This window comes from Massilia sp. MS-15 (genome assembly GCF_020176695.1).
GTDB classification, from domain to species: Bacteria; Pseudomonadota; Gammaproteobacteria; order Burkholderiales; family Burkholderiaceae_D; genus Telluria; species Telluria hydrophila.
Genome location: NZ_JAIWIA010000011.1, coordinates 17,893 through 34,819, shown reverse-complemented (window position 1 = coordinate 34,819; position 16,927 = coordinate 17,893). Strand labels below are relative to the sequence as shown.

Annotated in this window: 17 protein-coding genes; 4 read left to right on the top strand and 13 right to left on the bottom strand. The window is 69.0% G+C overall.

Annotated features, from left to right (window positions below):
• Positions 1-26: 26 nt before the first annotated feature.
• Complete coding sequence (locus LCI23_RS06175) at positions 27-881, bottom strand: alpha/beta fold hydrolase (RefSeq protein ID WP_224945404.1); 855 nt, start codon at positions 879-881, stop codon at positions 27-29.
• A gap of 168 nt (positions 882-1,049) precedes the next feature.
• Positions 1,050-1,730, bottom strand: a complete 681-nt coding sequence (locus LCI23_RS06170; protein WP_224945402.1) for a TetR/AcrR family transcriptional regulator — start codon at positions 1,728-1,730, stop codon at positions 1,050-1,052.
• Positions 1,731-2,018: 288 nt separating this feature from the next.
• Here LCI23_RS06170 and LCI23_RS06165 point away from each other — a divergent pair, with 288 nt between their 5' ends.
• The 4 genes from LCI23_RS06165 to LCI23_RS06150 are packed head-to-tail and all read left to right on the top strand — an operon-like array spanning position 2,019 to position 5,905.
• Positions 2,019-3,005: an ABC transporter substrate-binding protein gene (locus tag LCI23_RS06165; RefSeq protein ID WP_224945400.1), complete on the top strand. Its 987-nt coding sequence runs from the start codon at positions 2,019-2,021 to the stop codon at positions 3,003-3,005.
• Positions 3,006-3,014: 9 nt separating this feature from the next.
• Positions 3,015-4,022: a cupin domain-containing protein gene (locus tag LCI23_RS06160; protein ID WP_224945394.1), complete on the top strand. Its 1,008-nt coding sequence runs from the start codon at positions 3,015-3,017 to the stop codon at positions 4,020-4,022.
• A gap of 23 nt (positions 4,023-4,045) precedes the next feature.
• The gene (locus LCI23_RS06155) at positions 4,046-4,909 is read left to right on the top strand and encodes a fumarylacetoacetate hydrolase family protein (protein WP_224945392.1); all 864 of its coding nucleotides are present in this window, start codon (positions 4,046-4,048) and stop codon (positions 4,907-4,909) included.
• A 3-nt stretch (positions 4,910-4,912) separates the two neighbouring features.
• On the top strand, positions 4,913-5,905 hold the full coding sequence (locus LCI23_RS06150) for a PDR/VanB family oxidoreductase (RefSeq protein WP_224945390.1): 993 nt from the start codon (positions 4,913-4,915) through the stop codon (positions 5,903-5,905).
• Between the two features lie 394 nt (positions 5,906-6,299).
• Here the strand turns inward: LCI23_RS06150 and LCI23_RS06145 are convergent, their stop codons facing one another.
• From LCI23_RS06145 to mhpD, 11 genes are all read right to left on the bottom strand, one after another.
• On the bottom strand, positions 6,300-7,694 hold the full coding sequence (locus LCI23_RS06145) for an MFS transporter (protein WP_224945388.1): 1,395 nt from the start codon (positions 7,692-7,694) through the stop codon (positions 6,300-6,302).
• A 38-nt stretch (positions 7,695-7,732) separates the two neighbouring features.
• Entirely contained in the window at positions 7,733-8,281 is a 549-nt protein-coding gene (locus LCI23_RS06140) for a DoxX family protein (protein ID WP_224945385.1), read from the bottom strand.
• Positions 8,282-8,331: 50 nt separating this feature from the next.
• Positions 8,332-8,820, bottom strand: coding sequence for a hypothetical protein (locus LCI23_RS06135; protein ID WP_224945383.1), 489 nt, complete (start codon positions 8,818-8,820; stop codon positions 8,332-8,334).
• A gap of 97 nt (positions 8,821-8,917) precedes the next feature.
• Entirely contained in the window at positions 8,918-10,039 is a 1,122-nt protein-coding gene (locus tag LCI23_RS06130; RefSeq protein ID WP_374041147.1) for a DctP family TRAP transporter solute-binding subunit, read from the bottom strand.
• Positions 10,040-10,122: 83 nt separating this feature from the next.
• Positions 10,123-11,694, bottom strand: coding sequence for an MmgE/PrpD family protein (locus LCI23_RS06125; RefSeq protein ID WP_224945379.1), 1,572 nt, complete (start codon positions 11,692-11,694; stop codon positions 10,123-10,125).
• Positions 11,694-11,879, bottom strand: coding sequence for a hypothetical protein (locus LCI23_RS06120; protein ID WP_224945378.1), 186 nt, complete (start codon positions 11,877-11,879; stop codon positions 11,694-11,696). The genes LCI23_RS06125 and LCI23_RS06120 overlap by 1 nt, the downstream gene beginning before the upstream one ends.
• On the bottom strand, positions 11,880-12,386 hold the full coding sequence (locus LCI23_RS06115) for a hypothetical protein (RefSeq protein ID WP_224945376.1): 507 nt from the start codon (positions 12,384-12,386) through the stop codon (positions 11,880-11,882).
• A 33-nt stretch (positions 12,387-12,419) separates the two neighbouring features.
• Entirely contained in the window at positions 12,420-13,559 is a 1,140-nt protein-coding gene (locus tag LCI23_RS06110; protein WP_224945373.1) for a porin, read from the bottom strand.
• A 517-nt stretch (positions 13,560-14,076) separates the two neighbouring features.
• Positions 14,077-15,111 (bottom strand): 4-hydroxy-2-oxovalerate aldolase, encoded by a 1,035-nt coding sequence (gene dmpG / locus LCI23_RS06105; protein ID WP_224945371.1) that lies wholly within the window; start codon positions 15,109-15,111, stop codon positions 14,077-14,079.
• Positions 15,112-15,124: 13 nt separating this feature from the next.
• On the bottom strand, positions 15,125-16,102 hold the full coding sequence (locus LCI23_RS06100) for an acetaldehyde dehydrogenase (acetylating) (protein ID WP_224945369.1): 978 nt from the start codon (positions 16,100-16,102) through the stop codon (positions 15,125-15,127).
• A 2-nt stretch (positions 16,103-16,104) separates the two neighbouring features.
• Positions 16,105-16,920 (bottom strand): 2-keto-4-pentenoate hydratase, encoded by an 816-nt coding sequence (mhpD, locus tag LCI23_RS06095; RefSeq protein WP_224945367.1) that lies wholly within the window; start codon positions 16,918-16,920, stop codon positions 16,105-16,107.
• Positions 16,921-16,927: the final 7 nt, after the last annotated feature.

The window sequence follows — 16,927 nt, the reverse complement described above, 5'->3', positions numbered from 1 at the left end:
AGGCGCGCCCGGGCCGGCGTTCACGTTCAGGCGGCCTGCTGGATGGCGACCGGGTTGCCCTCGATGAAGGAGTCGATCACGCGGTTGAATTCGTCGGTGTGCTCCAGCTGCACCCAGTGTCCGCAGCGGTTCACGATGTACACGCGCGAGTTCGCGATCGCCCGCGCCAGCACCAGGGCCGAGCTGAAGTGGACGGTGCGGTCGTCGCGGCCGTGCATCAGCAGGGTCGGGGCGGTGATGGTGGCCACGCGCGCCGGGTCGAGCCTGACCATCGGCTTGCCGTGGCCGCTCTTCCAGCCTTCGATGTGGTCGGGGCGCGCCAGGGCGGCTTTCACGCGCTCGGCGAGCAGCTCGTCGGTGACGTGGCGGGTGTCGAAGGCCATGCCTTCGACGAACTTGCGCATGGTGTCGATCGTGGGGTTGAAATAGGCCGCTTCCAGCGCCTTCACGCCTTCGCTCAGGCCGGCCGGGTCGAACATGCCCGGCACGCCGGCCGAGGAACCCATGGTGACCAGGTGCGACACCAGCTCCGGACGCTCATAGGCCAGGCGGATGCACGAGGAACCGCCCATCGAGTTGCCCACGAATGCCGCCTGGGTGATGCCCAGCGCCTCGAGGAACTCGGCCAGCGCGCCGCTGTTGTCGCGCCGGTCGTAGGTGACCGCCTGCGACTTGCCCCAGCCAGGCAGGTCCACCGCCAGCACGCGGTATTTCTTCGCCAGTGTGGCGATGTTCGGGTTGTAGTTGCTCCAGGCCGAAGCGCCCGGGCCGCCGCCATGCACCAGCACCAGGGGATGGCCCTGGCCTGCTTCGTGGTAGTGGATGTCCCAGTTCCGGGTCTTGATGCGCTTGCTGGTGTTTTCTTCGGTCACGATCGCCACGTCTTCCTCCATTGAGCTTCAGATTCGGTTGCCTGCCCCGCGCGCCGGGTCGCCGAACGGACCGGCGCCGGGGTGGTCGAGACATATTAGCTGAATACTCGTTCTAGAATCAATATTTTATTTTTGCGTGCGGCGACACGGCGCGGACGATGCGCGGGAGGGGGTGGTTCAGGCCCTGGCGGCGGCCTTGCGCTTGCGTGCCGGGGCTGCGGCCAGTCCGGCCGTGGCCTCCTGCACCAGGTGCAGCAGGCTGGACGCCAGCATCGGGCGGAAGGCCTGGATCGCTTCGCCCGAGGCGCCGGCGATCGCGTTCCCGTCCTGCAGCGCCAGGGTGAAGCCGCTCAGGCGGTCCGGCAGGCCGGGGTCGGCCGCCAGCACCTCGCCTGGCAGGGTCTTGCTCCACCAGGCGGCGAATTCGGCCCGCTGCAGCTGGCGGATGTGCAGGAAGCGCTCGCGCGCCACCTGCTCGCGCACCGATTTCTCCACGCTCAGGATCACCCCCAGGCGCCAGAAGTCGGCCGCGTCGTACTGGCGCGCCGCATCGACGGTGCCGAACAGGCGCGCGATGTGCTCGCCGAAGCCTTCGCCCTCCAGCGGCTGCAGCGAGCTTGCGACCTGGCTGTGCCAGCGCGCGTAGCTGGTCTCGATCAGGGCGGCCAGCAGCAGGTCCTTGTTCTCGAAGTGCCAGTACACGCTGCCCACCGGCAGCTCCGCTTTCTTGGCCACCTTGGCCATGGTCGCGCCGCTGTAACCCTCGTCGCGGATCACCTCGAACGCGGCATCGAGGATGCGCTCGCGCGAGGCGGCGCTGGTGCGGTGTTCTCCGGAACGGCGGGGGCGGTCGATCATGGACATGGGCGGGGGATGGTTTGCAAGGGAACAAAAATGGTAACACGCGGCATTGCGGGATTGCCACCCGTACGCGCACCGCCGCCACGGGCGAGGAACCGGGCACGGCAGCCTGCAGCTATGCGCAAAAGTGTGTTTCGCCGTGTAGATATGCTGCGCACGCATAGCTGAAATGAGGCTTTTCGCGTTGCTCCCTCCCCTGCGATCGCAAAAAATAGCCCCATCCCCGCAGCGCGCCCTGGCATGGTCCGTCCGCCGCCGCGCCCGCCTCACACGTCAAGGAAACATATGTCCAAACTGCAGCTCTCCGTGGCCATCGGGAATTACGACCGTTGCCGTCCCCTGATCGATGGCGCCGTCCAGATCGACGGCGTGGACCCGGTCTTCATGACGCTCTCGCCGGAGGAAATCTTCTTCCGCGCCTTCCGCGCCGAGGAGTTCGACATCTGCGAGCTGTCGCTGTCGAGTTCCACCGTGAAAGCCGCCGCCGGCACCCTGCCCTATGTCGGGGTACCGGTCTTCCTGTCGCGCGCCTTCCGCCATACCGCGATCTACGTGCGCACCGACCGCATCAAGCGTCCCGAAGACCTGCGCGGCTGCCGCATCGGCCTGCCGGAATACCAGCTCACCGCCAACGTCTGGGTACGCTCGATCCTGCAGGACGACTACGGCGTCGCGCCGGAGGACGTAACCTGGGTGCGCGGCGGCATCTCGCACGCGGGCCGCCCGGAAAAGATCAAGCTGGCGCTGCCGCCGGACGTGCGCCTGGTCGACGCGCCCGAAGGCGAGACCATCTCCAGCCTGCTGGCCAAGGGCGAGATCGACGCCTATGTCGCGCCGCGCGCGCCCGACGTCCCGGCCGGCACGCCAAACATCGGCTGGCTGTTCCCCGATCCGGTGGAAGCGGCCAAGGATTACTTCCGCCGCACCCGCATCTTCCCGATCATGCACATCCTGGGCGTGCGCCGCAGCCTGGCGCAGCAGCATCCCTGGCTGCCGGGCGCCGTGTTCAAGGCCTTCAACCAGTCCAAGCAAGCCGCGCTGGAGCACCTGGGCGAGACCTCGGCCACCAAGATCACCCTGCCCTTCGCCGAGGAACGCCTGAAGGAAGCGCGCGATCTGATGGGCGAAGATTTCTGGTCGTACGGCGTCGAGGAGAACCGCCATGTGCTGGACAAGTTCTTCGACCACCACCACCGCCAGGGCTTGTCCGCGCGCCGCGTGCAGCCGGAAGACCTGTTCCACCCGGGCACCTTCGAATCCTTCAAACTGTAAAGGCCTGCCATGAGCGAGTCCAACCAAGACGTCTATGCCCGCTGGCACGCCGCGCGCCTGGCGCCGCTGTGGGCCAGCCCGAACGCGCACAAGCCGCCGCCACCGCCTGCGGCGCCCTACATCTGGCGCTGGAGCGAGACGCGCCCGCTGGTCGAGCTGGCGTTCCAGGAGACCTCGCCGGCCGCGGTACAGCGCCGCGTGCTGCAGATGTGGAGCCCGCACGCGGCGACGCTGGCGGACGAATTCACCTGCGGCAGCGTGCTCTCGGCCCTGCAATGCCTGCTGCCCGGCGAGACCGCGCGCCCGCACCGCCATACGATGAACGCGCTGCGCTTCCTGCTCGAAGGCTCAGGCGCCGTGACCCTGGTCGACGGCAAGGAATGTCCGATGGAATTCGGCGACCTCGTGCTGACTCCGGGCATGTGCTGGCACGAGCACCGCCACGACGGCGCGGAGCCGGTGGTCTGGCTCGACGTGCTCGACGTGCCGCTGCACGCCCACCTCGGCAGCGTCGTGTTCCAGCCCGGCCCGGTCGTGGACGCGCCGGCCACCATGCCGGATACCGCGTTTGCCTCGGCCAACATCGTCCCCGAGACCATCCCCGGCCGGCGCGCGCACTCGCCCGTGTTCCGCTATCCGTATGCGGACGCGGTGCGCGCCCTGGCCCACGCCCCGCGCTCGCCCGATGGCGCGCGCCGGGTGCGCTATGTGAATCCGCTGGACGGCGCCGGCGCCATGCCGATGCTCGACACCTGCATGCTGCAGCTCGATGCCGGCGCCCCGACCCTGCCGCGGCGCACCAGCGCCAACCTGGTATGCACCGTGGTCGAGGGCCAGGGCGAGACCCGCATCGGCGAGCACACCATTGCCTGGGGCCCGCGCGACACCTTCACCATCCCGCAGCACAACTGGGCCGCGCACCACGCAAGCAGCGACGCCCGCCTGTTCATCGTGTCCGACGCCGACGTGCTGCGCCGCCTCGGCCTGCTGACCGAGGAAACCAGGCCCGCCGCCTGACCCGACCCACTGAAGGACATCCCATGAAGATCTGCTGGTACAACCAACAACAGCTCGGCGCCGTCATCGACGGCCGCGTATTCGACGTCAGCGCCGCCCTCGAAGCCCTGCCCGCGGCGCGCTATCCGGCCGCCCCGGGCGACCTGCTGGTCGCCCACCTGGACGGGGTGCGCGCCGCGATCGCGGCGCTGCTGCCAGATGCGGCGTCAATTCCGGTCGAGGAAGCGCGCTTCCTGAGCCCGGTGGCCAACCCGGGCAAGATCATCGGCGTGCCGGTCAACTATGCCGACCACGTGGCCGAGGCGAATGCCGACCAGGCCACCTTCACCGACCGCTACAAGGGCGCAGTGCGCGAGCAGGGCCTGTTCCTGAAGGCCGCCAGCGCGCTGGTCGGGCCATCCGAGGGCGTGGCCCTGCGCTTTCCGCAGCGGCTGTCGCACCACGAGATGGAGCTCGGCGTGGTGATCGGCAAGACCGTCGCCAATGTCTCCGTCGACGATGCGCTGTCCTGCGTGGCCGGCTACGCGATCGCGCTCGACATGACGGTGCGCGGGCCGGAAGACCGCTCGCTGCGCAAGTCGGTCGACAGCTACGCGGTGCTGGGCCCGTGGATGGTCACCGCCGACGAAGCGGGCGACGCCGAGCAGCTCGACATCGAACTGCAGGTCAATGGCGTGCTGCGCCAGAAGGCGAACACCGCGGAGATGCTGATCGGCCTGGCCGAGCAGATTGCCTGGGCTTCGAGCTACTACACGCTGTACCCGGGCGACATCATCATGAGCGGCACCTGCGCCGGCGTCGGCCAGGTGCTGCCTGGCGACGTGATGGACTGCGCCATCGACGGCATCGGCGCGATGCGGGTCGCGGTCCGCGCCGCCGGGGAGTAGGCCATGAACGCGCCTTTCCCCATGCCGGCCGCCGCCACGCCGGCAGCGGCGCAGGACCGGCTGCGGGTGCGCCTGCAGTCGGTGCGCTACGTGACCCGCGACATCCAGCTGTTCGAGTTCGTTGATCCGGCCGGGGCGCCGCTGCCGGCCACCACGCCCGGCGCCCACGTCGACGTGCACCTGGCCAACGGCATCACGCGCTCGTATTCGCTGATCGAAGCGGATCCGGCACCGGGACGCTACCTGGTGGGCGTGAAACGCGACCCGAACAGCCGTGGCGGCTCGCGCTACATGCACGAGACACTGCGGGTGGGCGCCGAACTCACGCTGTCGCAGCCGCGCAACCTGTTCCCGCTGAAGGAAGACGCGCCGCACAGCGTGCTGTTCGCGGGCGGGATCGGCATCACGCCGATCCTGTGCATGGCCGGGCGCCTGGCCGCGCTCGGCGCGCCGTTCACGCTGTGGTACGCCAGCCGCACCCGCGCCGACCTCGCCTTCCTGCCCGAGCTGGCGCGCTTCGGCGAGCGCGTGCACCTGCACGTGGACGAGGAGGCGCAGTCCGTACTGGACATGGGTGCCATCGTGGCGGCGGCGCCGGCCAGCACCCATTTCTACTGCTGCGGCCCGGCGCCGATGCTGGCCGCCTACGAGGCCGCCGCCGCCGGACGCGCGCCGGAAACCGTGCACCTGGAGCGCTTCGGCGCCAGCGCGCCGGTGGCCACCGGCGGCGACGGCTTCGTGGTGCAGCTGGCCAGGAGCGGGGTCGAGCTGCGCGTGCCGTCCGGCGCCACCATCCTGCAGGTGCTGAACGAAAACGGCATCGCCGTCGATTCGTCCTGCGAGGCGGGTATCTGCGGCTGCTGCGAAGTGGCGGTACTGGAGGGCGAGGTCGAGCACCGCGACGAAGTCCTCACGGCAGCCCAGCGCGCCTCCAACAAATCGATGATGGTGTGCTGCTCGCGCGCCAGGTGCGAGCGGCTGGTGCTCGACCTGTAATTCTCCTTCTTCCTCCTTTACGCCGGGTCATGCCCGGCTTTTTTTTGGCCCGGCCCGGCCGTTCGGACGAAATTCGCAGGGCTCCGTCAACAAGCGGTAGGGTGGGCGGCTCCACCGGGGCGCCATATTCGACGCGACAGTGGCGCCGCCCACGCGGTCAATACCCCGATGATCAGATGCGGCACGGCTTGCACCGGCCGCGTGACCGCGTGGGCGCAGTCCGGCGCCGGCACCCCCACCAGCGGCAGCCGGGAACACGATCGCAGTGGTGGACGCCGCGCAGCGCCGGCCCGGTCCACCGCCTGCGCGCCAGCCGCCCACGCCGACGGCGCCATGAAAATCGCCCGCTGCAGGCAGCGGGCGTTGCGTCGATGACGGTGCGGATTCCTGCCGCTCAGCGCGCCCCGAGCTTGCCGCCGTCGATCGCCGCCAGCTTGCGCTCGGCATCGCGCGCCTCATCGGTGCCGGCGGTGTACACCGGCAGCTCCTGGTCGAAGCGCTCGGCGCTGAAGTAGTAGGCGATGGCGCTGACTACGCTCACGCCGCCGAAGAAGCAGGCCACCAGCACCGGATCGCTGCCGCCGCCCATGGCCAGCAGGGCCGAGGCGATCATCGGCGACAGGCCAGAACCCAGGGTCGAGGCGATCTGGAAGGTCACCGCGATGCCGCTGTAGCGCACGTCGGCGGCGAACTTCTCGCCCATCCAGGTGTTCACCGGGCCGCCCAGCATGGCCTGGATCAGCGGCAGCGCCAGGATCAGCGCCAGGGTCAGCGCGCCCAGGCTGCCCGCGTTCACCAGCAGGAAGATCGGCCAGATCAGCACCACGCCCAGGAAGGCGCCCGTCAGCAGCAGCGGACGGCGGCCGAAACGGTCGGACAGCGCGCCGAAACAGGGCATGGTGAAGATGTGCAGGAAGTTCGCCACCGTCATCGCCAGCAGCGCATCGGTGCGGCTATGTCCCACCGTGACCGCGTAGTTGAGCAGGAAGGCCGCGGCGAAGGTGGCGAAAGCGAGCGGCGCCAGGCCGCCGATCACGCCCGACAGCACCTGGGCGCGGTTGTGGCGGAACACCGTCACCACCGGCAGCACGCTGACCTTTTTGCCGGAGGCCAGGCGCTTCCTGCGCGCTTCCTCGAATTCCGGGGTCTCGTCGACCTTGCGGCGGATCAGGATGCCCAGCACCAGCAGCAGCGCGCTGAGCAGGAAGGGAATACGCCAGCCCCAGGCGAGGAAGTCTTCGTTCGGCAGCTTGGAGAACAGCATCATGACCATGGTGCCGAGCAGTGCGCCGCTGGGACCGCCCGAGGCGACGATCGAGACCGCCAGGCCCCGGCCGCGCGGCTTGGCGTGCTCCATCGACATCAGGGTGGCGCCGCCCCATTCGCCGCCGATGGCGAAGCCCTGGATCAGGCGCAGCACCACCAGCAGCACCGGCGCCAGGATACCGATCTGCTGGTAGCTCGGCAGCAGGCCGATCAGGACGCTGGCGCCGCCCATCATCATCAGGGTGATCATCAGGATCTTCTTGCGTCCCAGGCGGTCGCCATAGTGGCCGAACACCACCGCGCCCAGCGGCCGCGCGAAGTAGCCTGCGGCCAGCGTGGCGAAGGCCGACATGGTGGCCAGCGCCGGGTTCATGCTGACGAAGAAGATGTGCGGGAAGACCAGCGCGGCGGCAACGCCGTACAGGAGGAAGTCGTAGTATTCGAGCGTCGTGCCCAGGTAGCTGGCAATGACGGCGCGCCGGCGGCTCTTGGCCATCTCGGCCTGGTTGATATGGTCTGCCATGTTGGTTCCGCGAATGAGTTGATCGAATGGCGAAGGGTTCAGCGGCCGCCCTGCGGGCGGTCCGGGTCCTGGAAGATGGTGGCCAGGCCCTTCAGGTCCTCCAGCCTGCCCATCGGGGCGCGCATCCTGAGCATCGGCAGGTAGTAGCGGATGTGCGCCAGCAGCAGGATGATGTTCATGTACAGGCACCATACGGCCATGTAGGTGCTGAAGATGCGCTCGTAGCGGAAGTTCAGGGCGATCGAGTTGTGGAACACCATGTACGACACCGGCAGCGCCACGGCCAGCGCGAGCGGCACGAACACGTTGAACACGAGGCACAGGCCGACCACCAGTTCGACGGTCTTGACGAGGTCGAACAGGCCGACCTCGAGCAGCGACACCAGCATCACGTTCGACGGGTGCATGTTGCCCAGCGGCTGGGGAAAGATGGGCGGATAGCCGAACACCGACAGCAGGTGGCTGGCGCCGCTGACGATCATCCAGGCGCCCAGCATGATGCGGAAGAAAATCAGGATGAGTTTGCCGACGAACCAGGCGTCGAGCTTGTGGGTGGTGCCGGTCAGGCTCCGGGTTGTGACTGCCATGATGCTTGTCTCCGTTGCGTTGGGTTGGGTACGCGGCGCGGCGCGCTAGCTCAGGCCTTGGCCGGCTTCAGGCCAAGGTCCAGCGGCCGCGCCAGGCTGCTGCTGGCGCAGGCGCCGCCGTCGGCCGGCTGGGCGATCGTCTTGCGCCAGGCGATCCGTCCGTTCGAGGTGCGGAACATGTCGATCACTTCGCGCGCCGGGCCGGCGCCTTCGACGCAGTGGTGCACGACCACGTTCAGGCCCTCGGCCACCACCTGGCGCACGGTCGATGCCAGCGGCCCCGCATCGCTGCGGTAGGGGGCGTGCGGGGTGGCGTCCAGCGTCTTCGGCGTGTAGTACAGGCGCGCCGCCTCGTCCACCTTGCCGCGGCCATAGGCGATGTCCATGTAGCCGGCCACCACTTCGCGCGGCATCTTGCCCACGCCCGGGCCGGTGTCGCCATACCAGCGCGGGTTGAAATGCAGGTCCTGCGCCACATAGGCCGTCAGCAGCAGGCCCAGGCCCACCGAGACGGCATTCAGTTTGCTGTCGCTGATCATGGCTGCTCCCTGCCGGCGCGGCCAGCTTGCTCTGGATAGTATTGGTTCACGATGTCTCCTGTATCGATGATGTTTTTGTGCATGCCGTGGCGGCGCCTCAGGGAAGCGCGCCCTGCTCCTCGAAGCGCCGCCGCAGGTCGTCCCCGTGGCGGCTGAAATGGATGTCGCGCAGCGGTGCCGTCAGCTGGCGCAGCCGCTCGCGCTCGGACGCTGCCAGCGTGTGCACGGCCAGGCCATGGCGCGCCAGCGCGGCAAGGGCTTGCCCGTCCTGGGCCCGCGCGGCGGCGCGCTGGTCGCGGCCCGCTTCGCGCGCGGCCGCGCGCAGCAGGGCTTGCTGGTGCGGCGCGAGCGCGCGCCAGGCGGCGCGGTTGGCCACCAGCACCAGCGCACCATACGAATGATCGGTGAGGGTGAGGGATTTCTGCACCTCGTACAGGCGTCCGGCCAGGATCTGGGAAAGGAAATTGTCTTGCGCCTCGGCGCGGCCGCGCCGCAGCGCTTCATACAGGGCGCCGAAGGGCAAGGGCAGCGGATCGGCGCCCATGGCGCGCGCGCCCGCGACGAACACCGGTTCGTCCGGCACGCGCAGCGTCAGGCCGCGCAGGGCGTCGGCGGCGCGCAGCGGGCCGCCGCTGCCGGTGAAGTGACGGAAGCCGTTTTCCCACCAGGCCAGGCCAAGCAGCCCGGCGCCCTGCCCCGCATCCGCCTGCGCCAGGCGCGCCAGCAGGGCATCGCCGAAGGGGCCGTCGAGCACGGCGTCGGCATGGGCCGCGTCACGCAGCAGGTAAGGCAGGTCGAGCAGGGAGAAGGCCGGCGCCAGCCCGGCCAGGCCCGAAGCCGCCACCAGCATCAGGGCAGGCGCATTGGCCTCGCCTGCGGCCACGGCGGCGATCTGGCGCGCCGGCGCGCCGGGCACGGCGTCGCCGCGCACCCGCAGGCGCAGTGTGCCGGCGCTGCCCTGCTCCACCAGCTGCGCGAAGCGGCGCATGCCCTGGCGCGCCGGGTGGTCATCGGCCAGGTAGGCGCGGTAGTCGGCGATATCGAGTTCGCGCACCGCAGGCAGCGCCGGGGCGTCCTGCGCGGCGGCAAATCCCGGCGTCGGCAGGCTGGCAAGCAGGCAGGCGAACGAACAGGCCAACAGGCAGGCGGGCCGCGCCGCCGGCAGGCTTCCGGCGCGCCTGGCGGCCATGGCAAAGGGGGCAAGGAGTGTCACAAGCATCTTGCTAGCCGTTACATTGTTTCTTGAGACTATCATTTAACCCACGCTGCATACAATGGCAAACAAGAAACTCCGGCATGCGCTTAGCCGATCGCCAGCGCGGCGCTCAGGGCGGCGACGTCCGGTTCCGCCTCCAGCTTCATGAAGCGCGCCACCAGTCGCTCGGCCTGGGCGCGCGGCATGCGCGCCGCGTCGGTGCAGGCGAAGGCCTTGGCACGGTATTCCTGCGCCGTCATCGGGTTCTTCGGGTCGCCCTTGGCGAACTGCACCGTTTTCGTATGGGTCTGGCCGGCGCGGGTACGCAGTTCCAGGCGCACGAAGCCGGGACCGCCATCCGGACGCACCAGGCGCTTGTCCTCCACCGCCGTCATGCGCGCCGCCAGCGCGCGCAGGTCGCTGCGCCTGAGCGCGGCCTCGCTGAAGTGCTGCAGCCCGACCGTGCGGTCCTGGATCGCGGCGGCCAGCATCCACGGATTGCTGAACTGGGCCTCGACCACGCTTTGCGGATTGCGCTTCTTCTCGATCGGCGCGCCCAGCAGCATGATCTCGGCCGGTGGGCTGTAGAAGGTGACCGATTCCACGTCCTGCGGGCGGATGCCGTGGGTCGTGACGAGTTCCAGCGCGCCGTCGATCGCCACGTGGCCGCCGCGGCAGGACGGATAGGGCTTGGGCGCGATGTCGACGCCGGCGTAGCGCTTGCCAAGGCCGTCCAGCAGCGCTTCCTGGTCGACCTTGCCGCCGTGGTACTGCCTGAACAGGCCTTTCACGCCCTGCAGCACGCGCTCCGAGCCGATCACGCCATGTTGCGCCAGGCGCGCCGACAGGATGCCGCCGTAGGCCGCGAAGCCGGAACCGAGGCGCTTGGCGTGGGTGCCGTCGACCGCCGCCTGGGCATTCCCGGACAGCTGGTGGTAGGCCAGGCCGACCGCGGACGCCGCCTGTTCGCGGTTCAGGCCCATCAGGCGCGCCGATACCATGGCCGCCGCCAGGAAGCCGTACATCGGGGTCGGGTCCCAGCCGACGATGAACGGAGAGAGGCCGGGGGAACCGGCGCGCGACAGGCGGCAGGCCGCGTCGGTACCGGTGGCCACCGCCGCGATCAGCTCCTTGCCGGAGACCTTGCGCCCCTGCGCCGCCACCTGCTCGGCCACCGCCAGCGCCACCGGGACGATGGTGCAGGAGGCGTGCATCAGCGACGGCTCATAGGTGTCGTCGAATTCCAGGGCCGCGGCCATCGCCGCGTTCAGGCGCGCCGCCTTTTCGGCCGGCAGGCGCAGGCGGGTGCCCAGCACCAGGCTCTCGCCCTTGCCGCCGGTCTCGCGGCTCCAGGCGGCCAGCTGCCGGATGCCGTCGGCGTCCAGCGCCGGCAAGGCCACCGCCACCGTATCCAGGATCTGGACCCGGGTGGCGGCCACCACCTCGGGCGGCAGCGCCTCGTAGCGGGTGTCCAGGCAATGGTCGACCAGGGCGTAGATCGCGTCCGGCGCCGGGGCCGGCGCGCCGCCCGCGGCGGCCGACCCCTTGCCCGGCTCCTGCCAGGCCCAGGCTGGTGCGGCCATCCAGCCTGAGGCCAGCAAGGCGGACAGTCCAACGAATTTCCTGCGGCTCGATTCCATCATCGTCTCCTTGTTGTTGTACGCGCCACGGCGGGCCATCAGCGCTTGGTCTTGCGTTCGCGCACCAGGTAGTAGATCAGGCCGGCCCAGGAAGTCGCGAAGGCCACCAGGTCGTAGTTGCGGATCGGGCGGAACTCGGCGTAGAACAGGCCGGTCGAGCCGATGTAGGCGCCGATGGTCAGCAGCACGCAGACGACGACGGCAATCCATTTGGCTTGATTCATTCAGTGCACCTCGCTGGCGATGGGGTTGGAACGGGTCCTGGGCGCTTCGGCGATGTCGCCGTCGACGATGGGGCGGTAGGCACGCCAGCCCTCCCACAGCCACAGCGGCTCGAGTTTCGGGCGCAGCACGGCGGCCATCCAGCCGCTGTAGGCCAGCAGCAGCACGCCGTTCAGGAACAGTTCCTGCGGACCGGTGAACAGCTGGCGCGGGGTGGCCACGATGAAGGTGTTGAGCCAGAAGATGTTCACGGTGGCCGGGAATTCCAGGATCAGTCCGAGCAGCGTGAAGCGCCCGCTCAGGATCAGGAGACCGGTGACGATCTCCAAGTACTTGATCATCTGGTACAGGTAGATGTTGGCATTGGCCTGCACCCATTCGCCGCCGACGCCGGGAATCTCGGGAACATAGCCGGTCGCGGCATAGCGGATGCCGGAGAACAGCAGGTGGGCGCCGAAATAGCAGCGTATCCATTGGATGATGTAGTACCAGGGCGATTGCTTGGACATGTCGACTCCTTTGGTCGGGTGCTAGGAAGAAACTCAGAAACGCCAGGTCAGGCCCGCGGTGACGGCGTCGACCGATTCGCCGGCGCGCGGGATGGTGCTCTGGAACACCGGGAAGCGCGCCGCGCCGTCCTGCGACAGGTGGGTCGCGGCCGCCATCAGCATCAGGCGCGGATTGACTTCATAGGTGTAGGCGATGCCGTAGTTCTTCGCGTCGCTGTCGGCGGCGCCGCTGGCGTACAGGCCGTAGGTCATGCGCACGGTGCCGCGCGCCGACACCGGGATGGCCACGCCGAACAGGCGGGCGGTCTCGCTGTTGCCGTTCATGACACCGCCGCCCGCGCGCCGCGTAGGGTCGGTGATATCGCGCCGGATGTAGGTGAAATACGGGTGCACCGGGCCGGCCTGGTACTTGGCGCCAAAAGCGATTTCCTCGTTCGGGTCGGTGGCCAGCACCGCGCCGTTGCCATTCAGCCCCCCGGCCTTCACGTACAGCACGCCCACCTGGAGCGGTCCGGCGACGTAGTCAAGGTTCGCTTCCAGCAGTTTGGCGACTGTCGCCGAGCCTTCGTTCGGGCTGTAGGAAAGGCGTCCCTGCACCCCGCCGCGGCGCGGCGAGATGTAGCCGATGGTGTTTTCGGTGCGCGCGGTCGGGTTGATCAGGAAGCCGCTCGGCCTGCCGCTGCCGCTGCCGTAGCCGGGCAGCGGGCTGCCCAGGGTGGTGACGACGCCCCAGGCATCCATGGCCGGCAGCAGCATCGGGTCGTAGGTCGGGAAGAAATCGTAGGTCGGACCCTGCTGGCGGCCGAGGCGCAGCGCGCCCAGGTCGCGGTGCGCCAGCTCGACGTAGGCCTGGCGGCTGAACACGCGGTTCGGGTTGCCGTTGGTGGAACTGGGGGTACCGGTGTCCAGGTTGAAACCCATCTCCAGGCGGCCGCCCAGGTTCCAGCCATTGCCCAGGCCCTCGCTGATCAGGAAGCCGAGGCGCGAGCCGGCGCCGCCGGCGTGCATGGCGGTCTTGGATTCGCCCGAGGTGCGGTAACGCGCCAGCGAGATATCCGCGGTGCCGTAGATCTTGATGTTGCCGCCCGCCGGCGACGGCGCCGCTGGCGCCCCCTGGGCGAACGAAACGGCGCTGGCGCACAGGGCGGTCATGCCGGCTACAAACTTCTTCATGCTGTCTCCATTCTGGTGGCGGGCGCGCCGTGGCGGCTGCCCGTTTGCCGGCGCGGCCCCTCTTGCGTGGGCTGCCGCGCAGCGGCGCTGGTCATGCGAAATCGTCGACGAAGGCGGATCAGTGCCTGCGGGGTGCGAGGCGAAGCTGGGTCGGTAGCGCGCGCAGCGGGTCCCTGGTAAGGATGGCTGCTGGCCGGCCGGAATGGCGGGTGGGCACGTGGGTCATGAAGTCTCCGTCTTTATTTATATCACCAGAGTCTTTGCTCTGGAAGGTCTGTTCTAGAATTCTCGCCCCATGCTGGTGCGCGTGCAACATGAATCCCCGCATCGCTGCTATACGTTTTTTGCATGAATGAACGCGTTTTTCGCGCTATGCCGGACGCCCGGCGCGCTTGCCGTGCATGGGCGCCGCGGCAAGGCCTGTTAACGACAAAGCCGCCCACCGTGGGGTGGGCGGCTCCATGGCGCATGCCGCATCGTGGTGCACAGGGCGCCGGCGCGGTGCTCCCTGCCCTGCTCAGGCGGCAGCCGCTGCGCGCCCCTTGAGCATGTCGAGCGCCACATCGACGATCATGTCTTCCTGCCCGCCCACCATGCGCCGCTTGCCCAGCTCCACCAGGATGTCGAAGGCCGGAATACCGTAGCGCTGCGAGGCCGCCTCGGCATGGCGCAGGAAGCTCGAATACACGCCGGCATAGCCGAGCGCCAGGGTCTCGCGGTCGACCCGCACCGGGCGTTCCTGGAGCGGGCGCACGATGTCCTCGGCGGCGTCGATCAGGCCCTTGACGTCGCAGCCGTGCTTCAGGCCCATGCGGTCGGCGGCGGCGATGAACACCTCCAGCGGCGCGTTGCCGGCGCCGGCGCCCATGCCGGTCAGGCTGGCGTCGACCCGGTCGCAGCCGTGTTCCAGCGCCACCAGCGAATTGGCCACGCCCAGGCTCAGGTTGTGGTGGGCGTGCATGCCGGTCTGGGTCTCCGGCTTGAGCACGTCCTTCATGGCCTTGAAGCGCGCCGCGATGTCGTACATGTTCATCGCGCCGCCCGAGTCGACGACGTAGATGCACTGGGCGCCGTAGCTTTCCATCAGCTTGCCCTGCTGCGCCAGCCCTTCCGGGGTGTTCATGTGGCTCATCATCAGGAAGCCGACCGTGTCCATGCCCAGTTCGCGCGCATACTCGATGTGCTGGCGCGCGATGTCGGCCTCGGTACAGTGGGTTGCCACGCGCACCACGCGTGCGCCGGCGTCGTAGGCGTTCTTCAGGTCGTGGATGGTGCCGATGCCCGGCAGCAGCAGGGTGGCCACCTTGGCGTGCCGCAGGTTGGCGGCCACCGCCGCGATCCATTCCAGGTCGGTGTGGGCGCCGAAGCCGTAGTTGAAGCTGGAGCCGCGCAGGCCGTCGCCGTGCGCCACTTCGATCGAATCGACCCGGGCGGCGTCGAGTGCGCGCGCGATGCGCACCGCATCCTCGATCGAATACTGGTGGCGCACCGCGTGCATGCCGTCACGCAGGGTGACGTCCGAAACATGGATCTTCTTGTCGTGGTCGAACATGGGTGTCTCCGGGTTAAGCGGCCAGCGCGGGCGGCTGCGCGGCCAGCATGCCGGCGGCGATGCGCTCGGCGGTCGCCATGGCGGCGCTGGTCATGATGTCGAGGTTGCCCGCATACGCCGGCAGGTAGTGGGCCGCGCCTTCGACCTCGAGGAAGATCGAGACCTTCAGGCCCGCCTGGCGCCCGATGCCCGGCAGGTTCGGGGCCTGCGCCCCTCCCAGGCGCTCGAACTGCACTTCCTGCTTCAGGCGGTAGCCCGGCACATAGGCGGCGACGTCGGCCGCCATCTGCTTGACGGAGGCGCGGATCGCCTCCTGGTCGGCGCCCTCGGCGGCCAGGCAGTACACGGTGTCGCGCATGATGAGGGGCGGCTCGGCCGGGTTCATGACGATGATCGCCTTGCCTTCGCGCGCCCCGCCCACCTCGACGATGGCGCGCGAGGTGGTTTCGGTGAACTCGTCGATATTGGCGCGGGTGCCCGGGCCGGCGGACTTGCTGGCGATCGAGGCCACGATCTCGGCGTAATGGACCGGCGCCACGCGCGAGACCGCCGCCACCATCGGGATGGTGGCCTGGCCGCCGCAGGTGACCATGTTGACGTTCGGCGCGCCCACGTGCTGGTCGCCGTTCACCACCGGGATGCAGTAGGGCCCGATCGCGGCCGGGGTCAGGTCGACCATGCGCAGGTTCGGGCGCAGGCCGCGCAGGAAGGCATCGTTCTTCACGTGGGCGCCGGCCGAGGTGGCGTCGAACACGATGTCGATGCTGTCGAATTCCGGCAGGCGCGCCAGCCCTTCCACGCCTTCGTGGGTGACGGCCACGCCCATGCGCGCGGCGCGCGCCAGGCCGTCCGAGGCCGGGTCGATGCCGACCATGGCGCCCATTTCCAGGTGCTTGCCATGACGCAGGATCTTGATCATCAGATCGGTGCCGATGTTGCCGGGGCCGATGATGGCGACGCGTTTCTTGTGCGGACTTTGTTGGGTAGTCATCTTCATTCCTTTTCAGCTTGTTGTGCGAACACGGCGCTTACCTCGCCCAGGCCCTCGATGCGGGCCAGGAAGCGGTCGCCCGCCGCCACCGCCGCCATCGGCCCGAGGGCGCCGGTGAGCAGCACGTCGCCGGCGCGCAGCGGGGTGCCAACCTTGACCATCATGTCGGCCAGCCAGACCGCGGCGTTGAGCGGGTTGGCCAGGCAGGCGGCGCCGCTGCCGCGCGAGACGGTCTCGCCACGCCGTTCCATCGTCATGGTGCAGTTGACCAGGTCCAGGTGCTCCAGCCTGGTCGGGGCGGAGCCCAGCACGAACAGGCTGGACGAGGCGTTGTCGGCGACGGTGTCGAGCAGCTTGATGTTCCAGTTCTCGATGCGGCTGCCCACCACCTCGATTGCCGGCAGCGCATAGGCGATGGCCGAGATCAGGTCGGCGAAGGTGTGGCGCTCATGCAGCAGGTCGCGCTCCAGCACCAGGGCGATCTCGGCTTCCACCTTGGGCTGCAACACGCGCGCCCAGGGAATCGGTTCGCCGTCGCCATAGGCCATGTCGGCGAACAGCACGCCGAAGTCGGGCGAATCCACGCCCAGCTGCTGCTGGACCGCGGTCGAGGTCAGGCCGATCTTGCGGCCGACCACGCGCGCGCCGCCTTCGATGCGGCGCTGCGCGTTGTGCTGCTGGATGGCATAGGCGCAGGCCAGCGGGTCGCCGCCGGCGGCCGCTTCCTGGATGCGCTCGCGCAGCGGCGCGACCGGGGCGCTTCCCTGCTCCGCCGTCCAGAGCAGGTCGGCGATGTCCTTGATGTGTTGCTGGTTCATGTGTGTC

Bases quoted from the DNA above. Each gene is read 5' to 3' on its own strand.
- dmpG (WP_224945371.1), bottom strand. From the start codon at position 15,111: ATGTTCGACCACGACAAGAAGATCCATGTTTCGGACGTCACCCTGCGT.
- LCI23_RS06170 (WP_224945402.1), bottom strand. From the start codon at position 1,730: ATGATCGACCGCCCCCGCCGTTCCGGAGAACACCGCACCAGCGCCGCC.
- mhpD (WP_224945367.1), bottom strand. From the start codon at position 16,920: ATGAACCAGCAACACATCAAGGACATCGCCGACCTGCTCTGGACGGCG.
- LCI23_RS06160 (WP_224945394.1), top strand. From the start codon at position 3,015: ATGAGCGAGTCCAACCAAGACGTCTATGCCCGCTGGCACGCCGCGCGC.
- LCI23_RS06120 (WP_224945378.1), bottom strand. From the start codon at position 11,879: ATGAATCAAGCCAAATGGATTGCCGTCGTCGTCTGCGTGCTGCTGACC.
- LCI23_RS06140 (WP_224945385.1), bottom strand. From the start codon at position 8,281: ATGGCAGTCACAACCCGGAGCCTGACCGGCACCACCCACAAGCTCGAC.
- LCI23_RS06100 (WP_224945369.1), bottom strand. From the start codon at position 16,102: ATGACTACCCAACAAAGTCCGCACAAGAAACGCGTCGCCATCATCGGC.
- LCI23_RS06110 (WP_224945373.1), bottom strand. From the start codon at position 13,559: ATGAAGAAGTTTGTAGCCGGCATGACCGCCCTGTGCGCCAGCGCCGTT.
- LCI23_RS06125 (WP_224945379.1), bottom strand. From the start codon at position 11,694: ATGGCCCGCCGTGGCGCGTACAACAACAAGGAGACGATGATGGAATCG.
- LCI23_RS06145 (WP_224945388.1), bottom strand. From the start codon at position 7,694: ATGGCAGACCATATCAACCAGGCCGAGATGGCCAAGAGCCGCCGGCGC.
- LCI23_RS06135 (WP_224945383.1), bottom strand. From the start codon at position 8,820: ATGATCAGCGACAGCAAACTGAATGCCGTCTCGGTGGGCCTGGGCCTG.
- LCI23_RS06155 (WP_224945392.1), top strand. From the start codon at position 4,046: ATGAAGATCTGCTGGTACAACCAACAACAGCTCGGCGCCGTCATCGAC.
- LCI23_RS06165 (WP_224945400.1), top strand. From the start codon at position 2,019: ATGTCCAAACTGCAGCTCTCCGTGGCCATCGGGAATTACGACCGTTGC.
- LCI23_RS06115 (WP_224945376.1), bottom strand. From the start codon at position 12,386: ATGTCCAAGCAATCGCCCTGGTACTACATCATCCAATGGATACGCTGC.
- LCI23_RS06150 (WP_224945390.1), top strand. From the start codon at position 4,913: ATGAACGCGCCTTTCCCCATGCCGGCCGCCGCCACGCCGGCAGCGGCG.
- LCI23_RS06130 (WP_374041147.1), bottom strand. From the start codon at position 10,039: ATGCTTGTGACACTCCTTGCCCCCTTTGCCATGGCCGCCAGGCGCGCC.